Genomic DNA, 13,671 nt, shown 5'->3' on the forward strand with positions numbered 1-13,671 from the left:
CCGACACTCAGCATGGTGATGCATTATTGTCAAAGCCCGGGATTATAGGGATTTTGCCGGCAAAGGTCAGGCATTTTTCACGTCAATCCGGTTCTTCTCATTCAGCAACGCAGCCTTGGCCCGTATCCGCCTTTCGAGTTGATCGACCAGATCGTTATTGTCCAGGCGCTCTTTCTGGCGCTGGCCATCCAGATAAAAGCCGCTCATGTTACGTGCACCGGTCAACCCCAGGTCGGACACTTCCGCTTCACCGGGGCCATTGACCACACAGCCTATGATCGAGACATCCATAGGCGTCAGCACATCTTCCAGCCTTTGCTCCAGCGCATTGACTGTGCCGATGACGTCAAACTCCTGACGTGAGCAACTCGGACAGGCGATAAAGTTGATACCGCGGGAACGAATACGCAGAGACTTGAGGATATCGAAACCGACTTTAATTTCTTCCACGGGATCCGCGGCCAGGGAAATGCGGATCGTATCGCCGATACCTTCGGCCAGCAGCATACCCAGTCCTACTGCGCTTTTTACCGCGCCGGCCCTGAACCCGCCTGCTTCGGTGATACCCAGATGCAGAGGCTGGTCGATTTTTTGCGCCAGCAGCCGATAAGCGCCAACGGCCAGGAACACGTCCGATGCCTTAACACTCACCTTGAACTGGTCAAAGTTGAGTTTATCCAGAATATCCACATGACGCATGGCCGACTCCACCAGAGCCTCTGGGGTTGGCTCGCCGTACTTTTCCTGCAGATCTTTTTCCAGCGAGCCCCCGTTTACACCGATGCGAATGGGAATGCCTTTGTCGCGGGCACAGTCCACCACGCTGCGGATACGCTCATGATTGCCGATATTGCCCGGATTGATACGCAGGCAATCGACACCATATTCCGCAACTTTGAGGGCAATCCGATAATCAAAGTGAATATCTGCAATCAGAGGAACAGTAACCTGGCGGCGGATCTCCCTGAATGCCTCGGCAGCGTCCATGGTGGGCACTGAAACCCGCACGATTTCGCCTCCCACCGCCTGGATACGTTTTATCTGGGCAACCGTTGCTTCCACGTCTGTTGTGGGCGTATTGGTCATGGACTGCACTGCGATGGGTGCACCATCCCCTATCGGTACGCTGCCCACGTTGATACGGGTGGAAGCTCTGCGTTTTATGGGTGATTCGGCAAACATGGTCGTTCCAGTGATGAGTAAAATTATTCGCTGAAGGGTAAGGTAAACCGGGCCGTTCTGCCCCTGCCAAAGCGTGACATGTCGACAGCTTCCCCCTGGTAGAGAATACTGACAGACTCAGGCGCACCCAAAGTAATATCAAAAGGTGGAACGCCGGTCACCGGCATAACCCGACCACTGATTTTGACCCCATAGGCGATGGCCTCACCCGTAGCGTCGACAATATTGACCCAACAATCGCCGCTAAATTCGAAGACCAGTTCGACAGGGTCAGCTAATTCAGTCTGCTCGCTGGCAACTGCAGCCCCTTCCGCTGAGGACTGCCCCCCTTGTTCTGCCGGTTGCTCAACCCCTTCGCGCTGCAATAAATCATCAGTGGGGGCTGGCTCTTGCGCCTGGCTCTCAACGGAGGCGTTTTGTGTCGGTGCGCTCTGAGCCAGGGACTCGCCCAGAGTCAGACTATCTGTGGTGTCGTCCGGCGCTTCTTTGACCTGTTCAGCCTGTTTAACAGGCTTGTCGGCCGGACTCGTGTGGACCGGGATTTGACTGCTGGGGGGAGGCAGGGAATCGGACTCCACATCGGCCAGACTGTCACTTTGCTGCACCCACCAGACGACTACCAGCGCAACAATCACCGCCAGAATCAGGTAGGAAAGCAGCATCAGGCGGTCGTCGCTGGCTTGCTTGGCTACTTTGCGGGAAAAACTCTGTAATTTGGCCGGTTCCTGCTTAGCCGCATTCAATTCATCAAACGCCGCTATCACCTGCTGTTCAGGAATCTCCAGCAAACGGGCGTAAAGCTTGTAGTAGCCACGGGTGAACGTAACAGAGATCCTGTCGTCAAATTGCTCATTTTCCAGCCCCTGGATATTGGCCAGCTTCAGGTTCAACCGCTTAGCCACCTCTTCCATGGTCAGACCCTTGGCTTCTCTGGCCTCTCTGACCATCTGCCCGGGTCCCCGGGCTTGCACTTCGGCTTCCTGTTCTTCTGTCATAATACTGCTTAAGCCTGTCTGTTAAATTAATGGTGCCGGCTCAGTCCGGCCGGGTCACTCTCAGTTTCATGCCGGTATAGATAGAGGATGCATCTTGTAACTGGTTCCACTCCATCAAAGTACTCATCTTGAGATTGTATTTCACTGAGATCCGATACAGATTCTCCCCTTCCTGTACCAGATGGAAAGCCGCTTCGTCATCCTCACCAGCCACTTCCGGTTCGATCTGTCTGTCGGTTTGGGCTTCAGTCTCATCCCCTGTCGGCTGCTCCGGGATCCTCTGCGCACTGGTTTCATTGCGGACTGACGGGCGAACATTGGCCAGTGATCTGTACTCCCGCGTTAGCGGATGTTCAGGATACAACTCACGCAGCATTTTACCGTATCCTTCGGCTCTTTGCAGTTGCTGCAAGCCACTCTCAATACGATACCCATACATCAGGAGCTCAGGCGATACCCGCCCCACCCGCTCCAACCGGCCCAGATACTGTTTGGCTTCCTGCCAATTCCCCTGCTGAACCAGGATCTCGGTCAGCAGCAGCAAGCTCTGGGAACGGGCAGGCTGGTGATTCAGTGCGCTTTGCAGAAACTGTTTGGCATCTTCAATTTGTCCCTGGCTCTGACTGCACAAGGCGAGATTCTCATAACTTTCGGCTGATCGGATATAGTTCTGACTGTTGATGGCGCGAAGGAAATAATCCCTCGCCTCTTCATACCTTCCCCTCTGGCAGAGGAAAGCACCGTAACTATTGAGAATGTCCGGGCTCTGTCCACCAAGGCGCAATGCCTGCCGGTATGAATCATCAGCCTGTTGAAATTCTTCTACCTGCTGGTAGTAGTAAGCCATGCTGTAATGGGCATCCGCCATGTCAGGCGCGAACTGCAGTGCCTTGTCCAGATTATATTTGGCCTGGGTATAGTTACCGTTTTTCAGGTACGTCAACCCCAGCGAGATCCGGGTACGGGCAGCATCCTGCTGATTGAAGTCGGCACCCATGCCCGGTTCGGGAGACTGGCTGGCACAGGAGGTCAGCAGCAATATGGCAACAACGGGGAGTAAACGCATGACGGCCTTAGAAAATTTCACTGATTAGGCCATTTTTACTGAAATTTGCTCACCCTTCATCTGTTTTTTCATCATCCGCCGGGTCCGGTCCACTACATCGCCGACCAATTGACCACAGGCAGCATCAATATCATCGCCCCGCGTTTTGCGCACCACTACGGTAAAGCCGTATTCCATCAGCACCTTGGAGAAGCGGTCAATACGCGAATTGCTGGAACAGGTATAGGGAGAGCCTGGGTAGGGGTTAAAGGGAATTAGGTTAATCTTGCTCGGTGTGTCCTTGAGTATTCGGGCCAGTTGATGGGCCTGATCGGTGCTGTCGTTGACTCCATTGAGCATCACATACTCAATAGTCACCCGCCCCTGATTGGCATTGGACTTGGCCAGATAACGCCGGATGCCGGCGAGCAATACCTCAATGGGATACTTCTTATTGATCGGCACTATCTCATCACGCAATTCGTCTGTTGGTGCATGTAATGACACGGCCAGGGCCACATCTATCTGCTCCGCCAGCAGGTCCAAAGCCGGCACCACCCCAGAGGTACTCAGGGTCACCCGTCGCTTGGAAAGACCGAAACCGAAATCGTCCAGCATGATATCCATGGCCGGCACTACGTTCTTAAGATTCAGCAGCGGTTCCCCCATTCCCATCATTACGACGTTGGTAATGGGACGTTTGGCCGTGTCTTTTGACAGCCCTATGGTCTTAGCCACCCGCCAGACCTGGCCGATGATCTCAGACACTGACAGGTTGCGGTTGAAGCCCTGCTGAGCCGTGGAACAGAAAGTACATTCCAATGCACATCCCACCTGCGAGGAGACACAGAGGGTCGCCCTGTCCGTTTCGGGGATCCAGACGGCCTCCACCTCCTGACCGCCTTTGAGTATCAGGGCAAACTTGATGGTCCCGTCGGTGGCATTCTGCTGCCGTGAAATCTGCGGGGCTTCAATCACGGACTTTTCCGCCAGCTTGGCGCGCAGGCTTTTGTTCAGATTGGTCATCTGTGCGAAGTCATCACAGCCGGCCTGGTAGATCCACTTCATCAGTTGGTCCGCGCGGAACGGTTTTTCGTCAATACTGACAAAAAAGTCCCGCAATCCCTGACGATTCAAATCCAACAAGTTGGTTTTCGCTGTAGCCATGCAAGATACCTCAAACGTTCGGCGTGTTTATCTTTGTGCAGATATACCCCAAAGGGGGCAGAATTGTACATTTTTTACCCATCAATTAAAACCGGTGTTTGCCGGCCCAATGCGCAAAAAAGGGAGCCGAAGCTCCCTTTTTAAGCGCAGGCAAGCTTAGCGGGTGCGAGGGCAGATTTCTTCATCAGAGAAGAAGTACGCTATTTCGCGGGCCGCTGATTCAGGAGCATCGGAACCATGCACGGCGTTTTCATCGATGCTCACCGCGTAGTCGGCACGCAGCGTACCGGCCAGGGCATCCTTGGGATTGGTGGCGCCCATGATTTCACGGTTCTTGCGCACGGCCTCTTCGCCTTCCAGTACCTGCACCATTACAGGGCCAGAGGTCATAAACTCAACCAGGGCTGCAAAGAAGGGGCGTTCCTTGTGCTCGGCGTAGAAACCTTCAGCCTGTTCCTTGCTCATGTGCAGCATCTTGGAAGCAACCAGACGCAGACCGGCAGATTCGAAACGGTTATAGATGGCGCCAATCACATTTTTGGCTACGGCATCAGGCTTGATGATTGAAAAAGTACGCTCCAGAGCCATGGTTATAGTCTCCAATTCAAAGTGGGTTAAAATTTTGAGCGCGGATTATATGCAATATCTGCCCGCTTTACTATTCACCGGACAATAAATCTTCCTGGCTCTTCCTGGTGTTGGTCCAGACGTTGAAATCCCGGCCCGGGTGAACTTTAGTTAATCTAAGATTCCACCGTCCAACCATCCCGTATGCGCCCTGTATTAGTGAGTTTGCTGTGGCTGCTCTGGAGTCTCACCTGTATCGCCAGGGAACCCGGCAGGATTCTGGTAGCCACAGCTGTCTGGCCACCCAACTTTACTGTCGAGACAGGTCTGGGTATTTATCAGCAGGTACTTAAGCAGGTATATGCGGACTATAAAGTGGAATTTCTGTTTACCACCTATGCCCGTTCAAAACATCTGGTCAGGGAAGGCAAGGCAGACCTCTGGCTCGCTTCCTATCTGGCAGAGGAAGCCTGGGCCTTGTACCCAGTCTACCCCTTTGATGCCGATCTTATCTGTGTGGTCAGGCTTCCCCACAGTGCCTGGCAGGGGGCGCAGAGCCTGAAGCATGAGCGGGTGGCCTGGATAGCCGAATACAGTTTCAATCAGTATCTGCCGGAACTGGATATGCAGGCTTACGAAGTGCCCGACCTGCAGGTGGCCCTGCGCATGCTGCAAGCGGGACGTATTGGCTACGTACTGGATGACTGGTGGAATATTCAGGACCACCTCGGGCAGCATCCTGCCATGCAGTCTGAGCTGGTCCTCGCCCCCCTTGCTCTCCTGCGGCTGTACCCGGGATTCCAACCCACACTTCAGGGCCGTCTACTGGCAGAGCATTGGGATGTCCGCTTGGCATCCATGATGGACGACGGCAGTCTGCGGGCCATCTTTTCCAGCGCCGGCGAGCCTTTTCTGCTCGAGCGATGCCCCTCCGGCCGACAAGATGATAAGCAAGGCCCATTGTGCTTTGTCAGTGACTTGCAACCGGCGAGATAGACCCTGCTCCTTCAAACGTCTTGTCTGCCGTACCCTGAAGCCGAACAAAGTGGTATAGTGCGCGCCGTTTTATCCGGCCCGGGTTGTTCGCCCGGATGGCCGGCCAATACTTGAGTAAAACGCTCAGGTAATATAGAATCGGCGACAGTACGACAGGATAGATTTCACCTCGTCTCTGGAGATATCCAACACAGGACCCGGGCAACAGACCCCTCAGAGGTTACATTAGGGTTTCAGGGCGAAAAGCTTGAACCGGTGCGGTCCATTACCTTAGTTTTGCGTAAGTGATGGTAAAGACAGATGCCGCACCCAGACAATGATCGAGACCAGACTATGAGTGAACAGATCGAACAGGCGCTAGCGCGCAAGTATGAAGCCGGATTCGTTTCCAATATCGAATCGGAAACCTTTGCCGTCGGACTCGACGAGGAAGTGATCCGCCGTATTTCGACAATGAAAAACGAGCCCGAGTGGATGTTGCAATGGCGTCTGAAAGCTTATGAGTCCTGGCTGAAGATGGAGGAGCCCGAATGGGCGCACCTGCACTATCCGAAGATCGATTACCAGTCCATCTCCTATTATTCAGCGCCCAAGAGCATGAAGGACAAGCCCAAGTCACTCGATGAGGTGGACCCGGAGTTGTTGCGTACCTATGAAAAACTGGGTATTCCCCTGCATGAGCAGCAAATGCTGGCCGGTGTGGCGGTGGACGCCGTATTTGACTCGGTGTCGGTGGTGACCACTTTTCGCGAGAAGCTCGAAGAAGCCGGAGTGATATTCTGTCCCATCTCCGAGGCGGTGCACAAATACCCGGAACTGGTTAAAAAATACCTGGGTACGGTGGTTCCCCGTTCTGACAACTACTTTGCCGCCCTCAACAGCGCGGTATTCACCGACGGCTCCTTTGTCTATATTCCCAAGGGCGTGCGTTGTCCTATGGAACTGTCCACCTATTTCCGTATCAACGAGCAGAATACCGGTCAGTTTGAGCGAACCCTTATCGTGGCCGACGAGGGCAGCCATGTGAGCTATCTGGAAGGCTGTACCGCACCTCAGCGGGATGAAAACCAATTACATGCCGCAGTAGTTGAACTGGTGGCGATGGACAACGCCAAGATCAAGTATTCCACGGTGCAAAACTGGTACCCGGGAGACGAAGAGGGCAAGGGCGGCATCTACAACTTTGTGACCAAGCGCGGTATCTGCCATAACAATGCCCATATCTCCTGGACCCAGGTGGAGACCGGCTCGGCCATTACCTGGAAATACCCCAGTTGCGTACTCAAAGGCGACAACAGCGTAGGTGAATTCTATTCGGTGGCCCTGACCCGCGGACGACAGCAGGCAGACACCGGTACCAAGATGATCCATCTGGGCAAAAACACCAAATCCACCATTATTTCCAAGGGTATCAGCGCAGGCAGGAGCAATAATGCCTATCGCGGACTGGTGCAGATGGGTCCCAATTCAGACGGTGCGCGTAATTTTACCCAATGTGACTCGCTGCTCATAGGCGATCAATGCGGCGCCCATACCTTTCCTTATATCGAAAGCCGCAATCCTTCAGCCATTGTCGAACACGAGGCCACCACCTCCAAGGTCAGCGACGAACAGTTGTTCCTCTGCCAGCAGCGGGGTCTGGATGCTGAAAAAGCCGTCTCCATGATAGTCAACGGTTTCTGTAAGGAAGTATTCAAGGAATTACCCATGGAGTTCGCCGTGGAGGCGGGCAAGTTACTCGAGATCAGTCTCGAAGGTTCTGTAGGTTAAGTTTGGGGAATAAGATGTTAAAAATTAAGAACTTGCACGCCAGCGTCGAAGATAAAACCATCATAAAGGGCCTGGATCTGAATATCAAGCCGGGTGAAGTCCATGCCATTATGGGCCCCAATGGGGCGGGCAAGAGTACCCTGGGCTACGTATTGTCCGGACGCGAAGGTTACGAAGTCAGTGAAGGCAGCGTGGAGTTCAAAGGCCAGGATCTGCTAGAGATGGATATCGAAGAGCGCGCCCGTGAGGGTTTGTTCCTGGCCTTCCAGTACCCGGTGGAGATCCCCGGCGTTAGCAATATGGAATTTATGAAAGAATCGGTTAATGCCATGCGCAAAAAGCAGGGCCTGGAGCCGCTGACCGCCGCAGAATTCCTGAAAAAAGCCAAGGAAGCTTGCAAACAGGTCAACCTGCCATTGGATTTTCTCAAACGAGGAGTGAACGAAGGGTTCTCCGGGGGCGAGAAAAAGCGCAATGAAATCATGCAGATGATCCTGCTTGAGCCGAAGCTCTGTATCCTTGATGAATCTGATTCCGGCCTGGATATCGATGCCCTGCAAGTGGTGGCTAATGGCGTCAACAGCCAGCGCAGCCCAGAGCGCAGCTTTATTGTGGTCACCCATTATCAACGACTGCTGGACTATATCAAACCGGATTTTGTGCATATCCTGGCCGACGGCAAAATCGTTAAAAGCGGTGATGCCTCCCTGGCTCTGGAAGTGGAAAAAGCCGGCTATGCCTGGCTGGGGGACAAATCCAAGGAGGCCGGGGCATGAGTCAATGGCTGGAACAGGTAATTGACCGGGCCAGCGAAGTTCAGGACTGGCTGGGGCCCATTCGCCAGAAGTCACTGGCCGAGTTGCGCGAACAGCGCTGGCCAAACCGCCGTGTCGAAGCCTGGAAGTACACCTCCCTGACGCCACTGGAACAATTGCAGCTATCCGGTTCTGACAAGGCGACTCAGGTGCCCTACGATCAGATCGCAGGGCTGGAGAGTCTGGACTTGGTGTTCGTCAACGGCCAGTTGCAAACCGATCTCAAGCAGTGCTCGCTGCCTGCGGGACTGCGCATCAGAAATCTCAGCGAAGCCGACGATGAGTCCGGCGCCGATCTGTTCGCCGACATCAAGCCTAAACGTCATCTCTTCGGTCTGGTAAATGATGTACTGGCCCAGCAAGGCCTGATCATTGAAGTCGCCGATGGGGCAAGCATCGCCAGGCCAGTCAGGCTGGTACAACTTTGCACGCTGGGCGGGGAATCCCATACCCGTATCCTGGTCAGATTAGGCGAAAAGTCCAGACTGACGGTCATCGAACAGGGTGAGGGACAGGATCCCAGTCTGAGTACGGCCTTTGCCGAATATGAACTGGGACGCCAAGCCTATCTGGAACATTATCGCCTCTCCCTGCACCAGGCGAAGGCCGTGCAACTGGGCGGCAGCCATTTCAGGTTGCTGGAAAAATCCCAGCTCAACAGCCACCTGGTGGCGTACGGCAGCGATCTGTCGCGCCTGGACGTGGACATTGAGCATGCCGAATCCCATGCCTTTGCCAAGTTCAATGCCATTTATCTGCTGGCCAGCGGCGAGACCTTCGACCTGCACAGCACCATAGAACATAGGGTCCCCCACGGCACCACAGAAGAAAATGCCCGTGGCATAGTGGGTGACCGGGCCAAAGCCGTCTTCAACGGCCGCATTCATATTCATCGCGATGCCCAGAAGACTCTGGCAGAGCTGAACAACCGTAATCTGCTGCTGTCCCGTCGCGGCCAGATCAATACGAAACCCGAGCTGGAGATTTACGCCGACGATGTACAGTGCGCCCACGGCGCCACCGTGGCCGAGATCGAGGAGAGCGCCCTGTACTATCTGCAAAGCCGGGGAATTCCACGCAGCCAGGCACTGGTGATGCTGAACTTCGGTTTTATCCAGGAACTGGTCAATCAGATGCCCAACCGGGTACTGGGGGAGTGGTTGCAAGTCAGGCTGAAAGACAGGTTCCGCCAGATGGAGGTCAAATGAGTCTGGACGTCCGTGCGCTGCGAGAGCAGTTTCCCATTCTGGCTCAAGAGATTGACGGTAACCCCCTGGTCTATCTGGATAATGCCGCCACTACGCAGAAGCCGCAGGCAGTACTGGATGCCATCATGGCTTTTTATACCCAGTGCAATGCCAATGTGCATCGCGGTGCCCATGCCCTTTCCGATGAGGCCACCCGCCGGTATGAAAAAGCCCGCGACTCGGTGGCCCACTTTATCCACGCCAACAGTCGGGAAGAGGTAATCTGGACCAGCGGCACAACCGAAGGCCTGAACATTGTCGCCAATGGCATCGCCCAACGACTGCAGGAAGGCGACGAGGTGATGGTTACGCAGATGGAACACCACGCGGACTTGGTGACCTGGCAGCAAGCCTGCACCAGGAGCCGGGCGATCCTCAAAGTAGTGCCCATCCACGACAACGGCGCGCTGGATATCCAGGCATTTGAAGACATGCTTAGCGGGCGCACCCGGCTGGTGGCCCTTCCCCATGTCTCCAATGCGCTGGGCACGGTCAATCCCATTAAAAAACTGGCCGCTCTGGCCAAACAAAAAGGCGCCCTGGTGGTCATAGACGGCGCGCAGGGCATTGCCCATGGCGGCGTCGATGTACAGGATATCGGCTGTGACTTCTATGCCTTTTCCGGCCATAAGCTGTTCGGCCCCACTGGCATCGGAGTCCTGTGGGGGCGAGGCAGCGTGCTGGAAGACTGGCCTGTCTGGCAAACCGGTGGTGAGATGATCGCCAGGGTCAGTTACGAAGCCTCCACCTGGGGCGCTTTACCCAATCGCCTGGAGGCCGGAACACCAAATATTGCCGGTGCCATCGGTATGGCAGCCGCCATTGACTGGTTCAGCAAGCTGGATCTGGAAGCCGTGCAAAGTCATGAAAAACAGTTACTGGCCAGCGCCACCGAACAGGCCATGGCCTTCGACGGCTTGAAAATCATCGGTTCGGCGCCAGATAAGATAGGGGTGTTGAGCTTTATTATCGATGGCAGCCATCCGGCTGATGTGGGCTTTATACTCGATCGTCAGGGCATCGCCATCCGTACCGGTGACCATTGTGCCCAGCCACTGATGCGCCGCCTCGGGGTGCCCGGCACCGCCAGGGCTTCGTTTTCTTTATATAACACCCTGGATGAAGTGGACTCCCTGTTCCGGGCTTTGAAGAAAGCCCAGATGATGCTGGCTTAGGAGGATGTAATGAGTAACGTTGAAACCTTTGTTCCCGACACGCCGGTGATCAAACTCACCGATCAGGCGGTGCGTCATTTTGAAAAGAAGCTGGCCAGCCAGCCGGGCAAGATGGTGCGTCTGTCCACCAAAGTCAGTGGCTGCACCGGCTATGCCTATGTGCTGGATCTGGCAGATGCGGCTGAGTCCACCGACACCCTGATCAAGGCCAGCGACAAACTCACCGTCGCGGTAGCCTTCGATGCCCTGAACCTGGTCCGGGATACAGAAATTGACTATGTGAAGGAAGGCATCAACGGCGTAGTCAAATTCAACAACCCCAATGTGGTGAATGAATGCGGCTGCGGCGAAAGCTTCAGCATCAATTGACCCTCAGGCAAGGATAGAAGGGCCCAATCATGCAGAAAATGGTGGTCACTCAGCGGGACTGCAAAGCCCGGCGCGTTCCTTCAGGGCAGATGCAGATCATACCCGAGGGGGAGTTTGTTACCCTGACTCAGGATCTGGGCGGTAATTATACGGTCACCTGGCAAGGCAATATGCTGCGTATTGACGGTACCGATGCCGATGCACTGGGCCGTAAACCGCAAAAGCTGGAGTTCACTCCCCCTGCCGACGACAATATCGACAAGGCCCAGGTCTGGCAGGCTCTGGAAACCATCTACGATCCGGAAATTCCCATTAACCTGGTGTCCCTTGGTCTGATCTATGAGGTGCAGATCGACCAGCAAAGTAAAATCGTCAATATTCAGATGACCCTGACCGCTCCCGGTTGTGGCATGGGTCCGGTGCTGGTGGGTGACGTGGAATACCGGGTAGCCATGGTGCCCAATGTGGAACAGGTGAAAGTGGAGCTGGTGTTCGATCCGCCCTGGTCCCGTGAGATGATGAGTGAGGAAGCCCAGCTTGAAGCGGGTGTGTTTTTCTAGCAGTGACAGTCCCAACTTGTTTAGATGGCTAAACGGCGTTACTCGCGCCTTGATTGAGGGATTTTTAGCTCTCAACAGAGGCCAATATGAAAGATAAACACGCCCTGGAGCAAAGTAACGAGACAACAGATGAAATTACCCGGCAGTGAAGAAATCGTAGATGATTTGGCCTTTTTCGATGACTGGGAGCAGCGCTATCAGTACATCATCGATCTGGGCAAAAGCCTGCCGCCCATGGATGAGGCGGACAAGACCGAGGACAGACTGGTCAGGGGTTGTCAGAGCAGCGTGTGGCTCAAGGCCCACCGGGAAAACGGGGTACTGCATTTTGCGGTAGACAGTGACGCTATTATCGTCAATGGACTGCTTGCCCTGGTAATGGCGGCCTACAACAACAAAACGCCTGAGCAGATCCTGACCTTCGATATCGACGATTACTTCCAGCAACTGGATTTGGAGCGCCACATCACCCCCACCCGGGGCAACGGCTTGCGGGCTATCGTCAGTAAAATACAGGATATTGCCAGGGAAAGCCGCTAGCCAGGTGTTCGTCAACCCTACAAAAAAGCCCGCAGGCAAAGCGGGCTTTTTTGCTGCTATAACGTTAAGACTGAACTACCAGCTGACCGCCATCTTATGCAGGGTATCCAGCGTCTGCCTGATATGACCAATGGCGTATCCAATATCCGCGTCAGTGGTGTAGCGGCCCACCGACAATCGGATCGCGCTGTGGGCCAGCTCATCCGACAAGCCCAGAGCCTTGAGCACATAGGACGGCTCAATACTGGCGGAGGTGCAGGCGGAGCCACTGGACACGGCGATATCTTTGAGTGACATGAGTAGGGCTTCCCCTTCCACCCCGGCAAAGCTGACATTGAGGTTACCGGCCACCCGCTGGTTTGCACTACCATTGAGTTGGATCCCCGCAATATCCTGTATTCCCCGCCAGAGCTTGTTGCGTAGCGCCAGAATCCGCTGATTATCCCTTTCCATTAACTGGCCGGCCAGGGCAAAGGCTTCGCCCATGCCGACAATCTGATGGGTCGGCAGGGTGCCGGAACGCATGCCCCGCTCATGGCCGCCACCGTGGATAAGGGCTTGGAGCTGAATCCTCGGCTTACGCCGCACATATAAGGCGCCGATTCCTTTGGGTCCGTATATTTTATGAGCCGAGAACGACATCAGATCCACCGGCAACTGCTGAAGGTCAATGGGCAACTTGCCGGCGCTTTGGGCCGCGTCCACGTGAAACAGCACCTGATGGCGACGGCAGATCTCACCCAGGGCCCGTATATCCTGGATCACGCCGATTTCGTTGTTGACGTGCATCACTGACGCAAGCACCGTATCTTGCCTGATTGCCGCTTCAAATTCTGCCAGATTCACCAGGCCGTCCGGCCCTGGCGTGAGATAGGTGATCTCGAACCCTTCCCTTTCCAGTTGCGCACAGGCATCCAGTACCGCTTTGTGCTCGGTGGAAAGCGTAATCAGATGGCGGCCCTTGTCTACGTATCGGTAGGCCGCGCCCTTGAGGGCAAGGTTGTCAGACTCTGTCGCGCCCGAGGTAAATAGGATTTCCCGCGGGTCGGCACCCACCAGATCGGCAATCTGGTTACGGGCAATATCCACGGCTTCCTCTGCCTGCCAACCAAAACGGTGGGAGCGTGATGCGGGATTGCCGAAGTTACCCTCAAGGGTAAGATGCCGCATCATGACCTCAGCCACCTGCGGATCGACCGGCGTGGTCGAGGCATAATCAAGATAGATAGGTAAATTCATTGGC

General features: G+C 54.8%; 14 protein-coding genes. 8 read left to right on the forward strand and 6 right to left on the reverse strand.

The window, feature by feature from the left end; genetic code table 11:
• Positions 1-66: 66 nt before the first annotated feature.
• The 5 genes from ispG to ndk all read right to left on the reverse strand — a co-directional run bounded on the left by ispG (position 67) and on the right by ndk (position 4,977).
• Positions 67-1,182 (reverse strand): flavodoxin-dependent (E)-4-hydroxy-3-methylbut-2-enyl-diphosphate synthase, encoded by a 1,116-nt coding sequence (gene ispG / locus J0A66_RS14395; RefSeq protein WP_206574534.1) that lies wholly within the window; start codon positions 1,180-1,182, stop codon positions 67-69.
• A gap of 23 nt (positions 1,183-1,205) precedes the next feature.
• Positions 1,206-2,177 carry a RodZ domain-containing protein gene (locus J0A66_RS14400; RefSeq protein WP_206574535.1) on the reverse strand — a complete coding sequence of 324 codons (972 nt, stop codon included), beginning with the start codon at positions 2,175-2,177 and terminating at the stop codon, positions 1,206-1,208.
• 40 nt (positions 2,178-2,217) lie between these two features.
• Complete coding sequence (gene pilW / locus J0A66_RS14405) at positions 2,218-3,264, reverse strand: type IV pilus biogenesis/stability protein PilW (RefSeq protein ID WP_338143900.1); 1,047 nt, start codon at positions 3,262-3,264, stop codon at positions 2,218-2,220.
• A 3-nt stretch (positions 3,265-3,267) separates the two neighbouring features.
• Positions 3,268-4,389: a dual-specificity RNA methyltransferase RlmN gene (gene rlmN, locus J0A66_RS14410; RefSeq protein WP_206574536.1), complete on the reverse strand. Its 1,122-nt coding sequence runs from the start codon at positions 4,387-4,389 to the stop codon at positions 3,268-3,270.
• Positions 4,390-4,545: 156 nt separating this feature from the next.
• A complete protein-coding gene (gene ndk, locus J0A66_RS14415; protein WP_206574537.1) occupies positions 4,546-4,977 on the reverse strand; it encodes a nucleoside-diphosphate kinase in 432 nt (143 codons plus the stop codon).
• 183 nt (positions 4,978-5,160) lie between these two features.
• Here ndk and J0A66_RS14420 point away from each other — a divergent pair, with 183 nt between their 5' ends.
• The 8 genes from J0A66_RS14420 to J0A66_RS14455 all read left to right on the forward strand — a co-directional run bounded on the left by J0A66_RS14420 (position 5,161) and on the right by J0A66_RS14455 (position 12,428).
• On the forward strand, positions 5,161-5,952 hold the full coding sequence (locus J0A66_RS14420; RefSeq protein ID WP_206574538.1) for a substrate-binding periplasmic protein: 792 nt from the start codon (positions 5,161-5,163) through the stop codon (positions 5,950-5,952).
• A gap of 333 nt (positions 5,953-6,285) precedes the next feature.
• Positions 6,286-7,722, forward strand: a complete 1,437-nt coding sequence (gene sufB / locus J0A66_RS14425) for a Fe-S cluster assembly protein SufB (protein ID WP_206574539.1) — start codon at positions 6,286-6,288, stop codon at positions 7,720-7,722.
• Between the two features lie 14 nt (positions 7,723-7,736).
• Positions 7,737-8,498, forward strand: a complete 762-nt coding sequence (gene sufC, locus J0A66_RS14430) for a Fe-S cluster assembly ATPase SufC (protein ID WP_206574540.1) — start codon at positions 7,737-7,739, stop codon at positions 8,496-8,498.
• Positions 8,495-9,745, forward strand: coding sequence for a Fe-S cluster assembly protein SufD (sufD, locus tag J0A66_RS14435; protein WP_206574541.1), 1,251 nt, complete (start codon positions 8,495-8,497; stop codon positions 9,743-9,745). The genes sufC and sufD overlap by 4 nt, the downstream gene beginning before the upstream one ends.
• Entirely contained in the window at positions 9,742-10,959 is a 1,218-nt protein-coding gene (locus J0A66_RS14440; protein WP_206574542.1) for an aminotransferase class V-fold PLP-dependent enzyme, read from the forward strand. Before sufD ends, J0A66_RS14440 begins: the two co-directional genes overlap by 4 nt.
• Positions 10,960-10,968: 9 nt before the next feature.
• Positions 10,969-11,328, forward strand: coding sequence for a HesB/IscA family protein (locus tag J0A66_RS14445; protein WP_206574543.1), 360 nt, complete (start codon positions 10,969-10,971; stop codon positions 11,326-11,328).
• A 26-nt stretch (positions 11,329-11,354) separates the two neighbouring features.
• Entirely contained in the window at positions 11,355-11,888 is a 534-nt protein-coding gene (gene sufT, locus J0A66_RS14450) for a putative Fe-S cluster assembly protein SufT (RefSeq protein WP_206574629.1), read from the forward strand.
• Positions 11,889-12,017: 129 nt separating this feature from the next.
• Positions 12,018-12,428, forward strand: a complete 411-nt coding sequence (locus tag J0A66_RS14455; RefSeq protein WP_206574544.1) for a SufE family protein — start codon at positions 12,018-12,020, stop codon at positions 12,426-12,428.
• 75 nt (positions 12,429-12,503) lie between these two features.
• Here the strand turns inward: J0A66_RS14455 and J0A66_RS14460 are convergent, their stop codons facing one another.
• Positions 12,504-13,667: an IscS subfamily cysteine desulfurase gene (locus J0A66_RS14460; protein ID WP_206574545.1), complete on the reverse strand. Its 1,164-nt coding sequence runs from the start codon at positions 13,665-13,667 to the stop codon at positions 12,504-12,506.
• Positions 13,668-13,671: the final 4 nt, after the last annotated feature.

This window comes from Bowmanella dokdonensis, from assembly GCF_017254865.1.
GTDB classification, from domain to species: domain Bacteria; phylum Pseudomonadota; class Gammaproteobacteria; order Enterobacterales; family Alteromonadaceae; genus Bowmanella; species Bowmanella dokdonensis.